21 protein-coding genes and 1 tRNA gene are annotated in these 21,549 nt (G+C 54.1%); 12 read left to right on the forward strand and 10 right to left on the reverse strand.

Translation table 11 applies throughout. The annotated features are described in order from the left end of the window. Positions 1-2: 2 nt before the first annotated feature. Positions 3-785: an acyl-[acyl-carrier-protein] thioesterase gene (locus B2T33_RS19255; protein WP_286792913.1), complete on the reverse strand. Its 783-nt coding sequence runs from the start codon at positions 783-785 to the stop codon at positions 3-5. 28 nt (positions 786-813) lie between these two features. Further along, positions 814-1,230, reverse strand: coding sequence for an alternative ribosome rescue aminoacyl-tRNA hydrolase ArfB (gene arfB / locus B2T33_RS19260; RefSeq protein ID WP_064787466.1), 417 nt, complete (start codon positions 1,228-1,230; stop codon positions 814-816). A gap of 8 nt (positions 1,231-1,238) precedes the next feature. Here arfB and B2T33_RS19265 point away from each other — a divergent pair, with 8 nt between their 5' ends. Further along, positions 1,239-2,048, forward strand: coding sequence for a YbaN family protein (locus B2T33_RS19265; RefSeq protein WP_286792914.1), 810 nt, complete (start codon positions 1,239-1,241; stop codon positions 2,046-2,048). A 21-nt stretch (positions 2,049-2,069) separates the two neighbouring features. Here B2T33_RS19265 and B2T33_RS19270 read toward each other — a convergent pair whose 3' ends face one another. From B2T33_RS19270 to B2T33_RS19290, 5 genes are all read right to left on the reverse strand, one after another. Next, complete coding sequence (locus B2T33_RS19270; protein ID WP_064779803.1) at positions 2,070-2,453, reverse strand: MerR family transcriptional regulator; 384 nt, start codon at positions 2,451-2,453, stop codon at positions 2,070-2,072. Between the two features lie 38 nt (positions 2,454-2,491). Continuing rightward, positions 2,492-4,111: an ATP-binding protein gene (locus B2T33_RS19275; RefSeq protein ID WP_286792915.1), complete on the reverse strand. Its 1,620-nt coding sequence runs from the start codon at positions 4,109-4,111 to the stop codon at positions 2,492-2,494. A gap of 14 nt (positions 4,112-4,125) precedes the next feature. Further along, positions 4,126-4,749: a chemotaxis protein CheC gene (locus tag B2T33_RS19280; RefSeq protein WP_197145990.1), complete on the reverse strand. Its 624-nt coding sequence runs from the start codon at positions 4,747-4,749 to the stop codon at positions 4,126-4,128. Then, complete coding sequence (locus B2T33_RS19285; RefSeq protein ID WP_286792916.1) at positions 4,746-5,120, reverse strand: response regulator transcription factor; 375 nt, start codon at positions 5,118-5,120, stop codon at positions 4,746-4,748. Before B2T33_RS19285 ends, B2T33_RS19280 begins: the two co-directional genes overlap by 4 nt. A gap of 63 nt (positions 5,121-5,183) precedes the next feature. Continuing rightward, positions 5,184-7,610, reverse strand: a complete 2,427-nt coding sequence (locus B2T33_RS19290) for a putative bifunctional diguanylate cyclase/phosphodiesterase (protein ID WP_252723982.1) — start codon at positions 7,608-7,610, stop codon at positions 5,184-5,186. A 375-nt stretch (positions 7,611-7,985) separates the two neighbouring features. Between B2T33_RS19290 and fdxA the strand changes: the two genes are divergently transcribed. From fdxA to B2T33_RS19305, 3 genes are all read left to right on the forward strand, one after another. Further along, a complete protein-coding gene (gene fdxA, locus B2T33_RS19295) occupies positions 7,986-8,321 on the forward strand; it encodes a ferredoxin FdxA (RefSeq protein ID WP_007090191.1) in 336 nt (111 codons plus the stop codon). Between the two features lie 309 nt (positions 8,322-8,630). Continuing rightward, positions 8,631-9,131, forward strand: coding sequence for a CarD family transcriptional regulator (locus B2T33_RS19300; RefSeq protein WP_008889261.1), 501 nt, complete (start codon positions 8,631-8,633; stop codon positions 9,129-9,131). A gap of 92 nt (positions 9,132-9,223) precedes the next feature. Further along, entirely contained in the window at positions 9,224-10,027 is an 804-nt protein-coding gene (locus tag B2T33_RS19305; protein ID WP_197145976.1) for a hypothetical protein, read from the forward strand. 99 nt (positions 10,028-10,126) lie between these two features. Here the strand turns inward: B2T33_RS19305 and B2T33_RS19310 are convergent, their stop codons facing one another. Further along, positions 10,127-11,605 (reverse strand): M48 family metalloprotease, encoded by a 1,479-nt coding sequence (locus tag B2T33_RS19310; protein ID WP_197145974.1) that lies wholly within the window; start codon positions 11,603-11,605, stop codon positions 10,127-10,129. Positions 11,606-11,918: 313 nt separating this feature from the next. Here B2T33_RS19310 and B2T33_RS19315 point away from each other — a divergent pair, with 313 nt between their 5' ends. The 4 genes from B2T33_RS19315 to B2T33_RS19330 all read left to right on the forward strand — a co-directional run bounded on the left by B2T33_RS19315 (position 11,919) and on the right by B2T33_RS19330 (position 14,500). Continuing rightward, complete coding sequence (locus B2T33_RS19315) at positions 11,919-12,608, forward strand: hypothetical protein (protein WP_197145972.1); 690 nt, start codon at positions 11,919-11,921, stop codon at positions 12,606-12,608. A 109-nt stretch (positions 12,609-12,717) separates the two neighbouring features. Further along, entirely contained in the window at positions 12,718-13,674 is a 957-nt protein-coding gene (gene pip, locus B2T33_RS19320; protein WP_197145970.1) for a prolyl aminopeptidase, read from the forward strand. An 88-nt stretch (positions 13,675-13,762) separates the two neighbouring features. Then, positions 13,763-14,287 (forward strand): acyloxyacyl hydrolase, encoded by a 525-nt coding sequence (locus B2T33_RS19325; RefSeq protein WP_064779796.1) that lies wholly within the window; start codon positions 13,763-13,765, stop codon positions 14,285-14,287. A 136-nt stretch (positions 14,288-14,423) separates the two neighbouring features. Then, positions 14,424-14,500, forward strand: a tRNA-Arg gene (locus tag B2T33_RS19330). A gap of 59 nt (positions 14,501-14,559) precedes the next feature. On the opposite strand, the gene B2T33_RS19335 is transcribed toward B2T33_RS19330, so the two are convergent. Next, positions 14,560-14,979, reverse strand: coding sequence for a cupin domain-containing protein (locus B2T33_RS19335; RefSeq protein WP_197145968.1), 420 nt, complete (start codon positions 14,977-14,979; stop codon positions 14,560-14,562). Between the two features lie 471 nt (positions 14,980-15,450). Here B2T33_RS19335 and B2T33_RS19340 point away from each other — a divergent pair, with 471 nt between their 5' ends. From B2T33_RS19340 to B2T33_RS19350, 3 genes are all read left to right on the forward strand, one after another. After that, complete coding sequence (locus B2T33_RS19340; protein ID WP_252723981.1) at positions 15,451-16,326, forward strand: homogentisate 1,2-dioxygenase; 876 nt, start codon at positions 15,451-15,453, stop codon at positions 16,324-16,326. 423 nt (positions 16,327-16,749) lie between these two features. Continuing rightward, positions 16,750-17,739 (forward strand): hypothetical protein, encoded by a 990-nt coding sequence (locus B2T33_RS19345; protein WP_197145964.1) that lies wholly within the window; start codon positions 16,750-16,752, stop codon positions 17,737-17,739. Next, on the forward strand, positions 17,736-19,187 hold the full coding sequence (locus B2T33_RS19350) for a hypothetical protein (protein ID WP_197145962.1): 1,452 nt from the start codon (positions 17,736-17,738) through the stop codon (positions 19,185-19,187). The genes B2T33_RS19345 and B2T33_RS19350 overlap by 4 nt, the downstream gene beginning before the upstream one ends. Here B2T33_RS19350 and gcvA read toward each other — a convergent pair whose 3' ends face one another. After that, positions 19,188-20,120, reverse strand: coding sequence for a transcriptional regulator GcvA (gcvA, locus tag B2T33_RS19355; RefSeq protein ID WP_197145961.1), 933 nt, complete (start codon positions 20,118-20,120; stop codon positions 19,188-19,190). A 199-nt stretch (positions 20,121-20,319) separates the two neighbouring features. Here gcvA and B2T33_RS19360 point away from each other — a divergent pair, with 199 nt between their 5' ends. Then, a complete protein-coding gene (locus B2T33_RS19360; protein ID WP_197145959.1) occupies positions 20,320-21,510 on the forward strand; it encodes an acyl-CoA dehydrogenase in 1,191 nt (396 codons plus the stop codon). Positions 21,511-21,549: the final 39 nt, after the last annotated feature.

Genomic DNA, 21,549 nt, shown 5'->3' on the forward strand with positions numbered 1-21,549 from the left:
GCCTAGGCCACGGCAGTCTGGTTAAACGGCACGATATGGGCACGCACCAGATCGGTGCCATCTTCTTCGCGGGTGATGGCGGCAAAGCCATCCGCATGACGAATGGCAACACGTTCTTGCACACGGCATTCGCTGCGGAACTGAATATCGAGGCTTTCGGGGTGAAAATCCGGTCGACCATCCGGGCCCGCAACCCCCATGACCCATTGCATCAGGCGCACATTGTTGACGTGTCCATACAGATCAAGATCGGACGGCCGTGCCTTGATGTTATCCATGGTCGGCAAAGGATCGGTGGTAAAGGCTTGTCGCAAAGGTGGTTCGATCAATTTGGGGCCGGGCGGATCTGGCAGGCGTTCGGCCACCCAATCGGGCCATTGGGCCGCACGACGGGTGCCAAGGTCAAACATCACCCAGAAACTTTGCGCGACACCGATGATTTCGCCCTTGCTATTGGTCAGGCGAAAGTCACGGGTGGCGACCCGGCGTGATACCCCCGACGGCCATGTTTCAATCAGGATATCTTCGCCATTTCCCGGATAGTTGCGCATTTGAATGACCATGCGCGCCAGAACCCATGCAATGCCCTGATCAACCGTATCGTCATAGGCCAGTTTCAGGATACGTGCGCCCCAGCCAGCGGCATCCTGCATATAGTCGGCCAAAGCAGACATCATGACCTTGCCATTGTCACCGATCTCGGAATAACGAACGCGATAGGTTCCCTTCCACCCGCAATTGGCCGGAAGAGACGCCGTTGAAATCCTGTTCCAGTCGATGGTCATGGCAGGCCTTTGTATGGGTATCGCGCAATCAATAGGACGGTTTTTGCCGCATTTTCTTGGTATCACCGCGCTTCTTTTTGGAATCGACGCGTTTGCGTTTGGCAGAAAGACTGGGGCGGGTTTTGACCCGGTATTTTTTGCGTTCGGCTGCCTTGCGCAAAAGTGCCAGAAAACGGTCGATCGCATCCTGCTTGTTGCGTTCCTGGGTACGGTGGCGCTGCGCGTCAAAAATGATTTCGCCGTCATTGGTCAATTTGCTGCCGGCTAGTTCACGCAGGCGATTGCGCACATGCATTGGCAATTCGGTCAGGTCATCAATGCGCACACGCATCTGAACAGCACTGGAAACCTTGTTGACGTTCTGCCCGCCCGGGCCGGAGGCACGGACAAACTGAAAACTCAGATGGCGTTCATCCAGATAGAGGCCATTTACAATTTCAAGCATGGGAAACCGTGCAGATTGTCGAACTGTTTCAAGGTGATCAATTAACTGAGTGTGATGGTCGGCGATTGATTGAATTTGCTGATTTCTATGCCTACATTACCGAAGAGCTTGATACCATTCGCTTGTATCGGTTTTGTTCGTGTTCGGCGAACTGTTTGGCAAGGCACAGCGCGCAGGACGATGCGGTGCATCGTTCAAGTGGTGTAACGACGCGAAACATCGCCGAACCGAACCCTACGGGCCGGGACATTCCTCTGCCCCGCAGCGTCAAGAATCTCGACCGTAGCGCCGCTACGCTCTGCGCTTCTTTCCTTGCTGGACAGAGGAATGCCCGCGGCAAAACGATACAAGCGAATGGTATCAAGCTCTGCTCTAACCTGTCAGGGGTCGGGCTGACTGTAAACAGGAAATCAATGCTGCGCGTCTCGCATATCTATCTGGCCCTTGGGTGGCTTTCTGTTGGTCTTGGTGTGATCGGTATTTTCCTGCCGCTTTTGCCAACGACGCCCTTCATGCTGTTGGCCGCTTGGCTGTTTGCCAAGGGATCACCACGCCTGCATGACTGGATATGCAATCATCCGCGTTTTGGCTTGTCGATCCGTCAATGGAACGAGTATGGCGTGATCAATCGCCGTGCCAAAACCCTTGCGATGGTGGCGTTTCTGGTGGTGATTACGGCGTCATTGGTGCTGATCGAGAACCGATGGGTGGCGTTTATTCAGCTTCTGGTCGCCATTCCTGTTAGCTGTTTTATCTTGTCCCGCCCTTCTGAAGCCCGGTTGGCCAAGGTGCAGAACCCAACAGGTAGCAGTCAATAACGTTGGCAAAGGGCAGGGCTCTTAGCCTGCCTTTTTGCGCGACAGTTCTTCCTGGCAAGTTTCTTCAAGTTTGTCGAGCTCATCAAGCGTTGCGTCAATGTCTTCACGCTGCTTACGAAGTGTCGCGCGGCGTTCATTGACCTTGTCGACCAGTGTGGTCAGCTGGGTGATCTCGCTGCGATCGCCGTCATAAAGATCCAGCAAATCGCGAATTTCCTTTAGTGAAAATCCAAGCCGCTTGCCACGCATGATCAGCCGCAGGCGCACACGGTCACGCTGGCTATAGATCCGGGTCTGACCTTGCCGTTCGGGCGAAATCAGTTCCTGATCCTCGTAAAAGCGGATGGTTCGGGTGGTGACTTCGAATTCGCGGGCAAGATCGGTGATGGTGTAGCTGTCGCTCATGGGGGCTCAATCATCTTTACGCTTACGTAAACTGAAAGCTACATGCTTTCGGATGCGGCGACAATCGACAATTCTTTTGGCAGCTCGACACAAAAGGTGCTGCCCTGGCCGGGTTTGCTGGTGACATCGATACCACCACCATGGCGGTCGACGATTTTTTTACAGATCGCAAGACCAATTCCCGTCCCGGCATAATCCCCATAGCCATGCAGGCGCTTGAAGATTTCAAAGATGGTTTCGTGATATTGCGCGTCGATGCCGATCCCGTTATCGGCGACAAAGATCCGATAGCTATCGGGTGTTTCCGAGGCAAAAATCCTGACCTGACCATTTTTCGGATCGCTGTATTTAAGCCCGTTTGACACTAGGTTCTGGAATAACAACAGCAACTGGCTTGCATCCCCCATGACAGTCGGCAGATGGCCTTCGCGGATGATGTTGCCTTCGGGGGTGGAACCGGCACGCCTGAAATTGGTGACAATGGCATCAAACAGATTGTCGAGCGGGACCGGATTGAACGGCTTGCCGTGGCGTCCAACCCGCGACAGGGTCAGAAGGTCATCAATCATCCGCTGCATGCGTTGCGTGCCATCAACCGCGTAATGAATGAATTCGTCAGCAGTTTCGTCGAGTTGCCCCTCATACCGCCGGGCAAGCAACTGCGTGTAGCTTGAAACCATGCGCAGCGGTTCCTGCAAGTCATGCGAGGCGGCATAGGCAAACTGTTCGAGTTCCGCGTTCGAGCGTTCAAGTTCCTGCATCGTGCGCTGGATTTCTTTTTCGTGGCGTTTGCGTTGAGAAATATCACGCAGCGTAATGATGTAGTGGTAGCGCTGATCGGCGGAAAAGTGGCTGATTGCGACTTCAAGCGGCACATTGCGACCACTGAGTGTGGATGCCAGCACTTCGATCACCCCGGTGCCAAGGTCGGTCAAAAGCCGGTTTGGCGGCGGCGGGGTCAGCGGGGTATGTTCGCTATCAGGCAGCAAAAACCGGATGATGTTGCGCAGTTCCGGATCACCCGTCGGACCGCAAAGCTCCTGCGCGCGGGAATTAAGCGGTTCGATGCTGCCATCATCAGAAGCGACAAGAATGGCATCGATGGTGTTTTGCAAAATGGCACGTGTGCGGTCTTCGCTGCGTTTGGTTTGCGTGACAAGGTCGGCCAGCTCGGCGGCCTGCTGGCGCAAAAGACGGTCGCGCTGAACAGCCAGTGTGACGTCGCGAATGATCAATGAACAAAGCGTGCCATTACGCTTGGTCTGGATCGGGTGAACACGAATGGATTGTTCCATACGATCAAAACTGGCGGCAAATTGCGGTAGGGGACGAAGCGGCAAGGCACCCTGATTGAGCGAGGGTGAAATGACAGCTGGCATGCCGAATTTCAGGCAATCTTCAATCGCAAGGCTGACACGGCCCAGTTTCGTGTCGGGGAACACATCGTGCAACGCCTTGCCCATGACCTGATCGGCATCCTTGCCCGACCGGCTTTGCATCCACTGGTTCCAGTGGCAAATCGTCCCGTCCGGGGCAAGCGCAATCAGCCCTGTATCTGCCGTATCAAGCAGTGCTGCAAAAAGATCGGCAGCATCGCTGTCACGGTTCAGATCAAATGACGGGGGTTGGTCCCCCTTAGCGGATTGCGACTTTGTCATTCACCTCTCACCGGTTATCCAAGGGAGTTGGCCAGAAAACGCCGCACCAGTTCACGCAACATCTGGATGGACTCCAAGTCCATCACAAACAGCACATAGCCATCGATATCGTTCTGACGCAGCATGAATTGTACATGCAAAATCATCAAAACGGGATTCGTGGCGGCGCTGCCGCCTGCGGTGTCGTCGTCAAGCAATGCACGCGTTTCGCGTTTGCGAAACGTCGGCATGGAGCAATTGATCGGTTCACCCAGCACGTTCGAAATACTGCCAAGGCAAGCATTGAGGATAATGTTGCCGACCTCCATCAGGGCTTCCTGTTCAAGATCGGTCAGCGTATCAAGCGGTACGTCAACCTTAAGCAAGCTACGGACAAGCTCAAGGCTGCGAACTTCCGGGAAGACAAGCATGGCTTCACCGGTAAACGGTCCATGAAAACTTTGACTGACGGCAGAAACAACTTCGGTCGGGGCGTTGGCCAGTTCGCTGTCGGAAAACCGTTCGACAAACGAGATGGCAGGCACGGTCAATTCAACAGGCTGATCAACCATTTCAGAAAGGGACGACGCGGCACGCCCGACACCAATATTGATCAGTTCACTAATTGTATCATGTTCAAGTTCGGTCAGTTCGATCATCGGGTTGCTTCCCGCGACATGATGTAGTCGCGAATTTTATCCTCAGTCGGGGGCTTTGCGATGAAATCAAGGCCAAGGTTCTCGGCCTTGTTCTGGATCTCCTGTTGAATATTGGCAGTCAGAAGCGCAATTACAGCCCCGGGGAACCGGCCGCGCAGCTTTTCGCCCAGTTCAAGCCCATCCATGCCCGGCATGTTGAAATCAACCAGCATGTAGTCATAGGTTTTGGCATCAACCATCTCAAGCGCCTTGGCGCCATCTTCGGCCTCGTCGATTTCCCAATTGGCAAAATTGCTGGAAATGAACGCCTTGACCAGAAGGCGGGCAAACTTGCTGTCATCAACGAGCAATACGGATTTGGTGTTTGGCATTTTCATCTCGATTTTGCGGGGCAGTGGTGGCGAAGCATCTGTTAATTGGGCGTGTCTGGCGGGCTAGATTTCACTCGACATGTCGATCGATGGTCGTCGAATGTATTGGACAATTTCTTCGGGCGGCAGCGGGGTTGCGATCAGGAAGCCCTGGACTTCATCACAATTGCATTCCCGCAAGAAATTCATCTGTTCCTGGGTCTCGACCCCTTCGGCGATCACCTTGAGGCCAAGGTTATGCCCCATCGCAATAATGGTGCGCGTGATCGCGGCGTCGTCTGTGTCGATCGTGACATCCCGAACGAACGAACGGTCAATCTTGATGGAATTGATCGGCAACCGTTTGAGATAGGCGAGTGACGAATACCCGGTGCCAAAATCATCCACTGCGATCTTTAAACCAAGATGGCGCAGCTCATCAAGGATGGTGGCCGCCTTCTTGATTTCCTGCATCATTGCCGTTTCGGTGACTTCAAGCACAATACGGGCGGCTGGCGTTGCCGTCTCGGCAAGGATGCGTGAAATCGTCTCTGTGATGTGACCCTCGATCAATTGTCTTGGTGACAGATTGACCGCAATTGGCATCGGCGGGAGTGACTGTGCCTCCCACTCGGAAATCTGGCGGCAAACTTCGCGGAAAACCCATTCGCCAATTCTGCTGATCAGGCCGGTTTCCTCGGCAACCGGAATAAACTGCATTGGCGAAATATAGCCCCGACCGGGCTGTTTCCAGCGAATCAGCGCTTCAAGGCCGCAGACCTGGTTTGTCCGCAGATCGACCTTCGGCTGATAATGCAGTTCAAACTCATCCTTCACCAGAGCTTCGCGCAGATCATTTTCGATCACAAGGCGCGCCATGGCACTTTCGTTCATGGTCTTGGTAAAGAAGTGATAGGTGCCACCGCCACTGGATTTCGCACTATACATTGCGGTGTCGGCATTGCGCATCAGGGCTGGAAAATCCTCGCCATCAGATGGATAAAGGGCAATCCCGATGGACGGTGTGACAAAAAGAACGCGTCCCTTGATGTCAAAGGCCGGTGCCAAGGCATCTAGCACGGCCTGCGACAGGATGACGGCATCCTGCGTTTCCTTCAGGTCAGGAATAATGATCAGGAATTCGTCGCCGCCCAATCGACCGACGATTTCCTGTCGCCCGATCACGCGTTGCAATCTGAGTGCGACGGCCTTGAGCATCAGGTCTCCGACATCATGACCAAGGCTGTCATTGATCACCTTGAAACGATCAAGGTCAATGAACAGGATTGCGGTGGCACCGCTGCGTTCAGATGCATTGTTTTTATGGGTGTTTAGGGCTTCTGACAGGCTGCGTTCAAGCATGCTGCGGTTGGGCAGATTGGTCAGCGTGTCATGATTGGCCATATAGACCAGTTGTTCTTCGTAACGCTTTCGCACGGTGATGTCGTTCAGAACAGCCGTCATCAATGGTGTTGCGCTATCTGGGATCAGGCGCAATGCAATGGAGACATCGATTTCCTTCTGATCGGCGCGCACAATCGGCAGGGTAAAGCGTTTTTCAACGGCCTCTGCGCCGGGGGCGTGTGCGGCGAGTTCTTCCAGACTGTGTTCAAGAAGCGGCACGGCACGCGGCAGCAGGAATTCATGTAATGTACGGCCCTTCGGTGTCTCATCGCGCATCAGGCCGAGGATCTCTTTGGTTGCGGCATTGCATTCGACAATGCGACCCGTCGGCGTGATTGTCAGAATGCCGTCCGCGACATTTTGAACGATGGCGCTCAGGCGGCTTTCACGATCGCGGACCTTTTGCTGGCTTTCAAGCAACCTGTCGAGTGTTGATGAAACCCGTTCGACCAGGCCACGTGTTGTCTGCAGGATCATGCCAAGTTCATTGCGGGCATGGTGCGGCGGAATATTGATGGCAGCAGAGTCTGGCTTTTCCGGATCGATTTGGCGCAATTGTGCGGCAATGCCCAGAAGCGGTTTGGTCAGTGTGATATAGAAAAAAGCAACCAGAACCAGACCAAGCAGCAGATTGCGCACAATCCCCGACAACAGAATGCGCGAAGCACGGTTGATGAAACCCTCTGCGATCATGTCGGTATCGATCTTGACACTAAGATGGCCGACCAGACCGTTTGGTCCGTCTGTATTCAGCGGGATTTCGTATTCCTGATTTTCCCCAAACATGATCTGGGTCAGGAATGTGCGGTTGGAATTGATTGGCTGTTCGGTCTTGCGTGCCAGAACATTTTTGAAGTTGTCGCGAAGCTCGGCCTCGTAGACAGGCTCATATTCAAACAGGCCGGAAATAACACGGGCTGCGAGTGTTTCATCCAGACCATATGCGGCCTGGGTCGCAGACTCGCGCAGCGTCGCAAGAACCTGGTTTACGGTTCGGTCAATCAGGTTCTGTTCTTCACGAAGATCCCAGACAATCTGAATGCCACTGAATAACAGGCCGATCAGCAAAGTAAGGCCGACCGCAATCCTTGCCTGTTTGACAGACAAGCGATCGCGCCATCTAAGCCGTTGTTGATCAAGGCCTTTTTCCGGCAATCCGATCCCCACAGTTTCTTCTGTTATACCCCTTGCGAAGCAGACTATGGCTTTGCGGGGGTAAAAGCAATTCTCCGCGGGATTTAGGAACTGGAAAAGCCGCGAGAAATCTGTATGTTCTGCGCTGCACTGCAGCGTTGAGGGCGAACTCGAAGCAGTCGCCACGCAGCCTGTCAGTGCGTCGTGAAGAAAATACTACGTAAAAAATTAGGGTTTTATTGGAGTTGCACACAACTGCTGTGCGTGATAACCCAATTCCCGAGAGAGAACATGGCCGAAAGCGGGTGCAGCCGCAATCTGGCCCCGCAACCTGTACGGAGTTACACCATGACCTATGTGGTGACGGAAAACTGCATCAAGTGTAAGTATCAGGACTGCGTCGAGGTTTGTCCCGTCGATTGCTTCTATGAAGGTGAAAACTTTCTGGTGATTCACCCTGATGAATGCATCGATTGTGGTGTTTGCGAACCGGAATGCCCCGCTGAAGCGATTATTCCCGATACCGAACCGAATCTGGATAACTGGTTGGAAATCAACCGTAAGTTTGCAGAGGTTTGGCCAAATATTACCCGCAAGGGCGATGCGCCTGCCGATGCGGATGAATGGAATGGCAAATCCGGCAAGACCGAATTGCTGTCCGAAGCCCCGGGAACGGGCGACTGATTTTTGGGCTAACCCCCGATATTTCATGCGATTTTTGACCCACTGGTTTGCGCCAGTGGGTTTTGCGCATGGCTGCATTGAACGACTTGCCGGGAAAATTCCTGTAAACTGATGGCGTGTTGTGTTATGGTTCACAATTCGCGCTAAGGGCTCGACAGGCTCGTTCCGAAATGTCGGATTTCCGTATTTGAATTTCCTGTCTGAACCGCGACTTTGCCAAAAAGCTTGGTCGCGTGCAGCTCTTTGCGTCGCTGGTTCTGTAGTGTTGCAGTTGAATGACCAGGCCTGATTGGGCCGGAAGGATGCTTGATGTCGGATAAGTTGCCGTTTGCTGTTGGCGATTACGTTGTTTACCCCGCACATGGCGTTGGCTGTGTTGATGGCCTGGAAACCCAGGAAATTGCGGGGCAGGAATTGCGCCTTTATGTAATTACCTTTGAATCTAGCCGCATGACCTTGCGCGTGCCGGTGAACAAAGTTGGCAACTCCGGTCTGCGCAAGCTGTCCTCGAAGAAACAGATGGATTCCGCGCTGATTACCCTTAAGGGCCGCGCGCGTGTGAAACGCACCATGTGGTCCCGCCGTGCGCAGGAATATGAAGCAAAGATCAATTCGGGTGACCCGGTTTCGATCGCCGAAGTCGTGCGCGACCTTCACCGCAGCGCGACCCAGCCGGAACAGTCCTTCTCCGAACGCCAGATCTACGAAGCAGCTTTCGAGCGCCTCGTTGATGAACTTGCCGCGATTGAAAAAATCGACAAGGACAAGGCTTCTGGCAAACTCGAAAAGCTTTTGCAGAAGGCTGCCTGATTGCGAAGGGCCCTTCAGACAACTATTTATAAAAACCGGCCCGCGATATACGCTTGGGCCGGTTTTATTTTTGTTTTGGGCAGGTTACAGCGATGAGTACAGTTCTGGCGCCGATCAAGCCGGCTGAGCGAATCTGGGTCGTCGGCGCAATCAATGGTGATCATGGCGCATTGTGCGCCGTTCACCAGAAACTTGCGCAACATATGAAACCGGGCGACAGGCTTGTCTATCTTGGCAATTACTGGGGCGATGGCACGGCCGAAAATGTCGTCGCAACCATCAACGAGCTGTTGCTGTTTCGCCGTTTCTTCATTGCCAAGGATGGTGTTGATATCAGTGATATCGCCTTCCTGCGCGGTGCAGCCGAAGAAATGCTGTCCAAGTTGCAGCAGATCCAGTTTGCCCCAAACCCGGGCGAGGTTTTTGACTGGATGCTGACCCGTGGCATCGCCGGACCAGTGCGTGCCTATGGCTTTGATCCGGTCAGTGTCCAAAGAACCATGCATCAGGGCGCACATGCGATCTCGCAGTGGACCTCGGGCTTTGCGGATGCCGTGCGTCGCCATAGCGGCCATAACGCATTGATGTCTGATCTGAAGCACGCGGCCTATTCGACAGATGGGCGCCTGATCTTTGTTCATACAGGGCTGGATGGCTCACGGCCACTGACAGGCCAGACGGATACCTTCTGGTGGGGCGGATCAATGTTTGAAGCCATCACCGAACGGTATTACGACTGTGCCCGTATTGTGCGCGGTGCATCCCAAGGTCAGACAGGCTTGCAGGAACGCGAATTTACCCTGTCGCTGGACGGTGGTGCAGGCCGCGGTGGTCATTTAATCGCGGTTGCCCTTGATGGACAGGGTGCCGTGATCGAGCAGATCACGAGCAGTTAGACTTTCCGTTATCCCCTCGGGGCAGGGCGCAATCGAAAAAGAAAAAGGCAGCATTAATATGCTGCCTTTTGTCGTTTTGGGTTTGGATAGGTTGGCGTTCTAGTGCCGAACCACCTTGACCAGCGACCCGACCGCCGGGGCCTGCCCATCGCGAAGGCCGTTGATAGTTGCAAAGACATCTGCTGGTGCCTTGTCGACTTCCATGTCGTCGATAAAGGTCTGCAGGTCATATTCCGGGTTTACGGCACGTACCTTGATGCGAAGCGGGGTATAGATCTTCTTTTCCCGATCGGTGAGCGGGCGGAAGCTATAGGTCGTGCGGCGCAGTGGCAGGTTATAGCTATCAGCCTGATCAAGCGGTGTGACAAACAGGAACTGATAGGCCGAGCTGCCATGGCGGATCACAACCACGCGCAGGCGTGCAGGACCCGAACGCAACGAGATATCAGCACTGCCGGTGGCGGCTTCCTGACCTTCGATGTCGAGTATTTCAATATTGCGAATGGCGATCTGTTTCGAGAACCCGTTTTGAAGATAGCTATCAAGGCGCATGTCCTTTGCGCCCGGCGCACCTTCGAAGATGATCTGCGCACCTTTGCCATCGCGGGCGATAACGGCATTTGGCTGGTTGGTCATTGTGAAGCCATCGGGGACTTCAAACCGGAAATTCAATGGCACATGGACGAATTCCTGTCCCCGGACATAACCCTGATCCGGGCCGTCGCCATACAGAATACCGTCAATTGCCGTCATATAGCGCACAGCACCACTTTCCGGATTGGCAACCGCGGTGACATTGGCGCTTTGATGGGCCTGTTCAATACGATCAAGCGTGCGCGGATGGGTTGCCATGAAATCATACTGATCGACATCATCGGGGGATCGACCAGCAAGTTTGGCCTGAAGTCGTGAATGGGCACGAAGCTTTTCAAGGAAGGTCGCCATGGCATCTGGGTCATAGCCCGCACGCGTGATATAGCGAATGCCAAGCATGTCGGCTTCGAATTCATGTTCGCGCGAGAAGGATTTGAGGTATGCGTTTGCCCCGGTGCCAATCAGCTCGCCAGCACCGTTTCCGACGGCAACGGCCAGACCACCCGCCAGAATTTGCGTCAGCACACCACGGCTATAACGTTGTGCGGAATGGCGGGCAACGACGTGGCCGATCTCATGGGCAAGGACGCCTGCCAGTTCTGCCTCGTTGGTGGCAAGGGCCGCCAGACCGCGCGTAATATAAACGTATCCGCCTGGCAGGGCAAAGGCGTTGACGACCGGGGAATCGAGGACCGTGAAGGTGAATTTCTCGTTCGGGGTTTCCGAAACCGCGACCAGCTTTTCACCGACTTCTGTCACATAGGTCTGCAGGTCCTTTTCGGTGTATTGACCACCGAATTCCTTGACCATTTTCGGATGTTCCTGCGAGCCGATCTGTTTTTCCTGCTCGGGCGACATGAAGGCCGTAAAGCTGTCTTCGCCGGTCGCCCGGTTGGTCGAACATCCGGCAACGGCAGTACTCAGCGCAATGGCCGCAAGCACACCTGCAATATGTTTATGTGAACGAAAGTTCAGCCAGCCCATTGATATCTTTCCTCGTGTCCTTTGGCCGCGTAAGCTGTGGCGCAATATATTTGCAAAACCAACCGGGAATTGGTAGCGCGTGTTCCTTGATCATTCAATCTTTTCGCATTCACCGATAAAGCATCAAAAATGGGGAAATTTTTGGGCCGGATCGACATTGGTGTGGCGTAAATGCACATTAATGCTGCTTGTTGTCGTCTTTTGCGGGGTCAATCTACCCGTGATGGCCGCAGATTGGCGCTGTGGGGCTGACATCATCGCGGGTGATGCTCAAACGCTGCTCTCAACGGATCCGAGACCGGTTTGGCATGACGTGCAACTTAATATTGAAGCGGTTGATGCATTCACTGCCGCCGAGCTGCCGGGTAAATCATTTCGGCTGGCAGATATTGCGTTTGTACCGGGATATGAAGACGCGGCACGGGCATGGCTAGAACAGGCCAGTACGAACAAGGTTTCGATCACGCCGCTGGCCGAAAGGTCGGACTTTCTCGGGCGACTACCGGTTCGCATTCAAGATGAAGGTGTCGGCGATTGGCATGCAGAACTTGTGGCTGCCGGTCTCGGGATGCTTGTTCCTGAAAGCAGGCAGGATGTGTCAGAGCTGATCGGGATCGAAGACACCGCAATAGAAAATCAGTCTGGCATTTGGTCCGACCCGAGCCCAGAGACAGCTTATTACGTGCGGGCCCATGATGCAGGGGCAGAGAATATCCCGATCGCCCGTGATGCAATCGGCAGATTTGCCGTGATTGATGGCACGATCAGAAGCATCGAACATCAGGAATGGCGTAGTTATCTTAACTTCGGATCGAACTGGCGCGAAGATTTCACCATCGCACTCGATGCCACCTTCCGGGATGCAGTCGCCAACGGCGAAGACTTTCAAGACATCCTGCAGGATTGGGTCGGGCAGGAAGTTCGGGTACGTGGCGTGATTGAAAATCGCGGTGGCCCTTACATCACGCTTGAAAACCCGTTCTGGCTTTGCCTCGCCCGATAGTCGGGGGCGCAATAGAGCTTGTTCTTATACGGTCGTTTATGCGACTTCTTGTACGCGCCGCCACCGGCGAAAAGACAGCGTCCCATTTAATAAAGAAAAGGTCCTTCGCGTGCTCTATCCCGAAATTTCGCCCCATCAGTCGGGTTGGTTACCTCGTGAAGACGGTCACGAGATTTACTGGGAAGAAGTTGGTAACCCCGATGGGCTGCCGGTCATCTTCCTGCATGGCGGCCCGGGTGCGGGTATTTCGCCTAACAGCCGCCGCTTCTTTGATCCGGAAAAGTACCGTGTGATTTTGTTTGATCAGCGCGGGGCCGGAAAATCACGCCCGTTCGGTAGCCTTGAAAATAACACGACCGATCATCTGATTGGCGATATCGAAGCCCTGCGCAAGGAACGCGGCATTGATCGCTGGCTTGTGTTTGGGGGCTCGTGGGGCTCGACTTTGGCGTTGGCCTACGGTCAGGCGTGCCCGGAACGCGTCACAGGCTTTGTCTTGCGCGGTATCTTTCTTGGCACGACATCCGAAATCAAATGGTTCATGGAAGGCATGGGGCGGTTCTTCCCCGAGGCAGAGCGCCGCTTCCTTGATGCTGCTGGTTTCAAAGACAATCCCGGTTATCAGCCCTTGCTTGACCGTTATGCCGATATCTTCTCTGGCAGGGATGGTGAAGACGCGGCCATTGATGCCGCACGCGTGTGGTCAGCCTATGAGGCAACATGCTGTACGCTTCTGCCTGATGATGGTCTGGTCGAGGACTTTGAAGGCGATCAGATCGCGTTGGCGCTGGCCAAGCTTGAACATCATTACTTTGTCCATCGCTGCTTCTTTGAAGAAGACCAGTTGATCAAGAACGTCGGTCGCATTTCCCATGCACCGCTCGTCATTGTTCAGGGGCGTTACGACGTTGTGTGCCCGCCGGTTTCGGCCTTGGCACTTCACAAGGCGTGGGATGGTTCTGAGCTGGTCATCGTTGATGATGCCGGGCATGCGGCCAGTGAACCCGGGATTATCCGGGAGCTTGTGCTGGCGACCAACCGGTTCGATGGCAAGAAGTTTGTGTAAAATTAACCGACAAGCAGCATTGTGTTGTTGAGTTTGAAGCACGGTTGGGTAGTATATCGAACCGATTGATCTAGTGGGGACTTGGTTAATGAAGTTGGTTTTGGGGAAACTGCTTGCAGTTTGCGTACTGTTTGGTTTTTTGAACACCGCACAAGCACAGCAAATTCTTGGAAATGATAACGATTCCGGACTGCTTGAATTTTCGACCGGTATGGTCGACATCACGCAGGACGAAGAAGCTGCAGAATTTCGTCTGAACTACCGTGCACAGCACGCGATGTTTGATGTCACCCGCCCGATCGGTGGTGTGATGGTCACTTCCGAAGGTGCCGTTCACGGTTATGGCGGTCTGGCTGTTGACGTTCTGTGGGGCGATCATTTCGTTTCCAGTGTCTATACCTCGGTTGGTGCATACCATCAGGGCAATGGTGAAGATCTTGGTCACTGGATCGAATTCCGTTCGGGGCTTGAGCTGGGCTTCCGCTTTGACAGCCACGAACGTCTCAGCCTTGGTATCTCGCACATCTCGAACGCCAGCATCGGTGACGAGAACCCGGGTACAGAAATCCTGTCCCTGACCTATTCCTTCCCGATCGAGCGCCTGTTCGACTAAGGCGATCATCGATAAAGGTTTTACTCAGCCGAGGGTGATCACATCCTCGGCTGATTTGCGTTTGGGGCAATATCCGTCCCCTCGTGGATTGATCGCCATCGGTTTTGCTGCTAATGGAAAGCTGCCTTTTGGCAGTGCGCCCGTAGCTCAGCAGGATAGAGCACCAGATTCCTAATCTGGGGGCCACAGGTTCGAATCCTGTCGGGCGCACCATTTATCCCCTATGACCAAAAGAACAAAGCATGCCCTGGTGCAGGGCTTGAAGCCCGATTTCATACCGCGTCCTGTGGCGGGTTTTCTTTGAACCATTCAACGATCTTCGGCATATTTTCTTCAAAGGCGCCGGGCGCAAAAATGTTCAGCACGCCCGCCTTTTCTCTGCTGCGGTTTTCGAAATCGTGCTGAATGCCGGCGGGGACGTATATAAAGCTGCCTTTTTCTGCTTCTTGCCAATCTTCACCGATCAGAAAGCTCATTGTACCCTCAAGCACATAGAAAATCTCGTTCCCGTCATCGTGGGAATGCGCGCCAATACCTTTGGTATTTGGCTCCATCCACCATTCAGAAATGGAATACTGATTGGCTGTTTCCTGACCATCGGCCTTAAAGTCGGCTTTAATTCGACCCATGTCGTAGCTGCGGCCCTTGCCTTGTTTCGGGAAAATCGCCTTCTGAGTATCACAATCTGACATCGTTTCCGGTCCCTGGCCTGCACACTGCCTTTAAAGAACTGTAGTGATATCATAGGTTGATTTTGCGAATGCAGAAAGATGCTCAATGATTTTGTGTTTGCAATTCGGAACGCTTGAAAAACAACCACTTCTTTCTCATATCGGTAGAAAGGGGGCTTGGTTGCGATCCACTCCGTTTGGCTCCCGATAAAACCGATCTGGGAGGATCACATGACGAACTGGATCAGGCTGCCAAACAGCGAAGGTCAATGTGTCGCGCGCTCTGATGGGCAAGGCGACCAAAAAACATATCAGCGCGAAGTCGGGCGTGCCGGTTTCTCCGGCCCTTCTGCGCAAATTTATCATCGTCACCCGCCGGCCGGCTGGGCGACATTTGAAGGTCCTTTGCGACCACGTGCGTTTTCCCTTGGCAAGCTCTCACCAGGCCCGGCTTGTCCATTGCAAGCCCGCCGGGTGCTTCACAATGATCATATGGAAGTACGTTACTGGAAAACTGAAAGCAAAATGCATGCGCTTGCCCGTAATGCGGATGGCGATACGCTGATCTTTGTTCACAACGGGTCCGGGGCGCTGTTTTGCGATTACGGTCATCTACCCTATTGCGACGGGGACTATATCCTTTTGCCGCGTGGCACCGCCTGGCGGATTGAACCATCTGAACTTTCGGAATTCATGATGATCGAGGCAACGGCATCTGCCTTCAAGCTGCCGGATGCATCACAGGGTGGGCCAAGCGCGATTAATCCGATGCTGTTTAGCTTGCCCAGAATTGATGACGCCTTCATTTCCCAGCAAGACGATGCCTTCTGGGAAATTCACATCAAGCGCCGCGGGCAGGTTTCGACCCTGACTTATCCGTTCAATCCGCTGGACGCGATTGGTTGGGAAGGCGATCTTTGTGTGGTGAAACTGAATTGGCGCGACCTTGCAAAACATCGCTCCGAAGGTCAGAGAACGCCGCCCGCAGCGTCGTGCACCTTTGTCACAGAAACCTTTTCAATCAGCACCTTCATCCCCAAGGTGGGAGAGGGCGAGTCCGGCATCATGCGTGTGCCGTTCTATCATTCGAATGAAGATGCTGACGAGTTCATCTTTTATCACCGGGGCGAATTCTTCAGCCGCGGCGAGATAAAGGCCGGCATGGCAACATTCCATCCAAGCGGTTTCCCGCACGGACCGCATCCAAGCGCCTATCAGACAAAGATGGTAAAGGCACCGGTGGAAACCGAAGAAGTGGCCGTCATGATCGACAGTCGGGCATTCTTGACGGTTGATGAATCCATTCCGGACGGCGCAGAATGGAAGGCGTATGTGAAAACGTGGGAAAAAGCGCAAGAGACACTATAAGGACTTGCTGACATTCGGTGAAAAATGGCAATTTGGCGCCGCCAGTTGATCGTGGTAATTTCGGGGAAGGTTGTTAATGTATTTACCACCTTGTCGGGGTAGTCTGAGTTGTCCCGAGGATTTCTGGCCAAAATGACAAAATGTTCATTACGTACTGCTTTCTTACGCCGGGAATCCTGCCCTTAAAGGGGCGTCAGGGTGACCACCAGACATTATAGCGCCGATACCGCTTAGCCAAAGCCAAGAATGAATAAACAGAAGATCGTAAATTCCGTCAGCCACAAATCTCCTGAACCGCATGAGGTGCCGGACGATCCTTTGGCGTGTTTGCCGCAAACATTTGCTTCGCGCGGTGTCAGGACTCCCTTTACGACCAAAACCCTGCGTTACGCGCGCGTTTCCATTGGCAAGGCCGGACGGAAAATGATCATGTTGCCCGGTCTGTCTGGCGGACTTGGCACCTATGAATTACCGCTCGATACATTGCGCGAAGTGTTCGATCTTTCGGTTCATGACCGTATGCTTTACGACCGCCTTATCGAGTTGGAGGATGTACGTCCGCAAACGGTTCTGGAGCATAGCCGCGACGTTGGCAGTACCGGCGTTGGCGGGGTGGAGCTGGCGCGCACCTGCACGCGGCGCAACTGGACGGAAAAAGCATCACGCGAACTTGGGCAGATGGCGGTTCTCCATCAGGCCCTGCGCCAACTCGGTGGTGATGCTGTCAAGGACATGAAGCGCGAAGAATTGATGACCACCGAAGGTCAAATTCGCGCTCGCCGGGCGCTGAACCGCTTTGCATCCGAGCACAAGGTCGCCAATGACACCATCATTGATAGTCTTGGCGAATGGAGCAAGATGATCGCCCCGGTTGGTCTGGACCTTGAGGGATGTCAGGGCCAGCTTCGCGTTCTGGCCAACGGGCTTAAGAAGTTCGCCCAAGATATCGAGGAATGGTCAAATTCCGAACAGTCCGACTTCCGGTTTATGGCCGGGCGTATCGTCAGTGCGACCCGTTCGACAAGTAATCATGCCTTGAAGCGCATCGAGGAAGTTGATAGCTGGAACAGCGAACTTGGCAAGGTTCTGACGGATTGGGAAACTGCCAAAAAGGCTATTGGTGAAACGATTGAGTATCTCTGGTGGCTGCTTGATGGTTGGCAGGAACTGATTGATGTCTGGGATAGGCGGTCTCTTACGGATCGCGCAAAACAGCGCGAAACTGTTGAGGAAGTCGCAAGTTTTGCGCCGGTCTTGCCGCTTTCAGAGATTGAGAAGTCCGAACAGCAGTTCTGGGCTGATGTCCGTGTTAATCAGATGCTTTGGGCTGGTGAATTGCGTAAGCTGGGCAGTGGTGAAATTGACGCCGATATGATGGATCGTCTCGAACGCTTCAGGAGACAGTCGGCATGAAGATTGAAGACGCCGGAAAGCTTGGCGTTTCGCAACTTGGCAAACTGTTTGAATCGCTCAGCAGTAACGAAATTGCCCGCTTCACGCGCGCGATCGAAAGCGATCGTGCCGATCCCAAATTGCCATTGCCCCATGAAGCCATTCTTCAGATCCTGCGCCCGCGTCTGGCATCGCTCAAACCGGAACGCTATCCGACACCGATGCGTCAGTTCTGCGATCCGTTTGAAGATCTGCTGACCTCTGGCGAGCCGAATGAAAAAAGCATCCGGATCAGCCGGTCATCACTGATGCCAATCTGGAATGTTGTGGTGGAATCCGGTGGTCCTGAGTTCCAACAGGCGATGAAGGACATCGACAAGGCTGCTGCGACCCGCGACACTGCAAAACTTGCCATCGCCGAGCGTAAGCTTTGGCAGATAGGGGCGCAGACGATTGAGAATCAACTTGAAAATTCTCATACCGGGGTGAAGCAGGAACGCGCATTGGCAACCCGTCTTGGCTCGCGCATTCATCTTACGGCCTTTGCCGAAGTCGGCAAGATCTTGCGGGTTGGCGACGAAATTGCGCAGTTGCGTGAACGCTTCCCGTCCGCACCGATCAGGGTGCTTGATGCAAGCGATGTGAAATGGTTGCGTGACCTGTTCATGTCGATCTCAAAGGATAAGCCCGGGCTTGAGCCGATGTTCCTGCTCGCGGTTTTGGCGCGCCTTTTGCGGCCGAGCGAGTTGTTCAAGCTGATCCGTGTGCTGTCGACCAAGTCTGATGACCGCACGATCGAGAAAACCAACCTTGCTGAAACCGGTGATCTGATCATTGACCTGTTGGCCGAGACAGTAACCGAGATTGAACAGGGTGTCGGCACCGGCAAGGACGAAGCCCACATCCTGTCACTCGCCCGCTGGTATGCGTCGGAATTTGTCCGCATCACGCGCGAATTTAAAATCCGCAAGGATGGCCGTTGGGGTGAAAAGCTGCTTGAAACCCGTCGTCGGGTATCGCGCGCGCTTGCCGATACGATGTTTGGCGCAACGCCGGAACGCGTGATCGATGCCTTGCCAAAGCTTGAAGCGGCTCAAGGCCCTGGATCGGGGCGTGGTGCACTTGCCCGTCCGATCTTCTCGCAGGAATTCGATGACGAGAAAGTCCTAGCCGCTGAAAAATCGGCCGAGGCAATTGCCGAAACCGCCCGCATTTCCGATGTGCTTGCCGCCCAAAGTTCGGCAGCAAAGGCGGTGGTGGAGCTTAAGAAAAAGCTCAATCAGATCGGTCGTGCAGGCGTTGACAGCATGCGTCGACTGACACCCGAAGAAGTTCCGAACGCGCAGCGAAACTTGATGGCCACGGTACGCTTGCTTGAGATTGTCGATGGTCCGGAAGATGCTGATGTGCTGCGCCGCCGCGGGATGAATGCACTGCGTGCGCTATCAGCCGATCAAAAGGCAAGCTGATCAGGCCAGTTTGCCTTGCATGGCAATTTCACGGGCAAGGTTCTTTACCGTATCAAGTTGATCAAGCCAGTTCATAAAAGCCCGGATCTTGGGAAGCCGCGCGCGGCTTTTCGGGCAGCAGGCGTAATAGTGAAACGGACTGGCCTTGGGTTGGCCGAACGGGGCAATGATCCGGCCGGTTGCCAGCTCATCGGTGATCGCAAAGGTCGGTAACAATGCCACACCAAGTCCGGCAACGGCGGCCTGCATGGCCATGGTGAAATGCTCAAACTTCGGTCCGTTTTCACCGTCAATATCACTAAGCCCGCTTGCCGCAAGCCAGTCGGCCCAACCGCGTGGCCGGGTCGCGATATGCAACAACGGAAAGTTTCGCAAGTCTTCTGGCTGTGGCGTGCGTCCCAGATTGGCAACCAGTTGCGGGCTGCAGATCGGGACCATTTCCTCGCCATGCAGGATGTGGGCATCAAGTTCTGACCAGTTTCCTTCGCCGAACAGAACTGCGATATCGATCTGTTCACGATCAAAATCGGGCATGCCGATCCGCGAAATGAAATTGATCGCAATGTCGGGATACTTGGCTCGAAAGTCAGGCAGTAATGGAATAAGGCAGCGCGATCCGAATGTCGGCGGCGCGGCAACCGTCAAAACCCCGCTTTCCGATCCACCCGACAAAAGGGTCAAGGTCGCACTTTCAAGCTGATCAAGGGCCGGTCGGATGGATTGCAGATAACTTTCGCCTTCTGGCGTTAAGACCAATCGTTGCTTTTCACGGGCAAAAAGCTTGCAGCCAAGCCAGGTTTCAAGGCCTTGTATTTGGCGACTGACCGCACTTTGCGTCAGATAAAGTTCCTCTGCGGCGCGCGATGCGCTGCCAAACCGGGCAGTCTGTTCAAAGCAACTCAGTGCCTTCAGGCTGGGAATGCGACGGGCCAAGACGATATCCTGATGTGATCAATTCAGGATAGTTTATGAGTTTTTTGCATAATCTGCATCACTTTTATCATTTGCAAGTTGGCTGGTGAGTTCCTAGCTTTAACCCATAAGCAACTAAGCTTTTCAGGGGTAGCGTCATCTCGCCCTTCTATGGCGCTGCCCCTGCTTTCTGTAGAAAAATTCATAAAGGACCATGTGAATGGCAAGCCGCGCACCGTTTCATTGGGAAGATCCGCTCCTGCTTGAAGAGCAGTTGAGCGAAGACGAACGCATGATCCGCGATGCGGCCCGTGCATATTGTCAGGAAAACCTCCAGACCCGCGTTCTGGAAGCCAACCGTCATGAGATTTTCCATCGTGAAATCATGACCGAGATGGGCGAACTTGGCCTGCTTGGCCCGACCATCCCCGAGGAATACGGCGGACCGGGTGTCAACCATGTCGCCTATGGTCTGGTGGCCCGCGAAGTTGAGCGCGTTGACTCCGGTTATCGCTCGGCAATGTCGGTGCAGAGCTCGCTTGTGATGCATCCGATTTATGCTTATGGCAGCGAAGAACAGCGCAAGAAATACCTTCCGAAACTGGCGACCGGTGAATGGGTTGGTTGCTTTGGCCTGACCGAGCCGGATCACGGTTCGGATCCGGGCGGCATGAAAACCCGTGCACGCAAGGCCGATGGTGGTTTCACCCTGTCGGGTGCCAAGATGTGGATCACCAACAGCCCGATCGCAGACGTATTTGTCGTCTGGGCCAAGGATGACGAAGGCGTCATTCGCGGCTTCATCCTTGAAAAGGATATGAAGGGGCTGTCGGCACCGAAGATCGAAGGCAAGTTTTCGCTGCGTGCGTCGATCACCGGCGAAATCGTCATGGACAATGTCTTTGTGCCGGAAGAAAACATGCTGCCAAATGCCAAGGGCCTTGGTGGTCCGTTCGGTTGCCTGAACAAGGCACGTTACGGCATTGCATGGGGTGCGATGGGCGCTGCTGAATTCTGCTGGCACGCCGCACGTCAGTACACCATGGATCGTAAACAGTTCGGCCGTCCGCTTGCGGCGAACCAACTGATCCAGCTGAAACTGGCCAACATGCAGACCGAAGTCACCCTTGGCCTGCAGGGCGCGCTTCAGGTTGGTCGTCTGCTTGACGAAGGCAAGGGCGCACCGGAAGCCATTTCGCTGATGAAGCGTAACAACTGTGGCAAGGCGCTTGATATTGCCCGTGTTGCCCGTGACATGCATGGCGGTAACGGTATCGCCGATGAATACCATGTCATTCGTCACGCGATGAACCTTGAAGCGGTCAATACCTACGAAGGTACCCATGATGTTCACGCCCTGATCCTTGGGCGGGCGCAGACCGGAATTCAGGCCTTCACCGCAGAGGCTTGATACCAAAAGCTTGATCGGGCGGCGGCAGAAATGTTGTCG

It is taken from the genome of Thalassospira sp. UBA4513 (genome assembly GCF_002388495.1).
GTDB classification, from domain to species: Bacteria; Pseudomonadota; Alphaproteobacteria; order Rhodospirillales; family Thalassospiraceae; genus Thalassospira; species Thalassospira tepidiphila.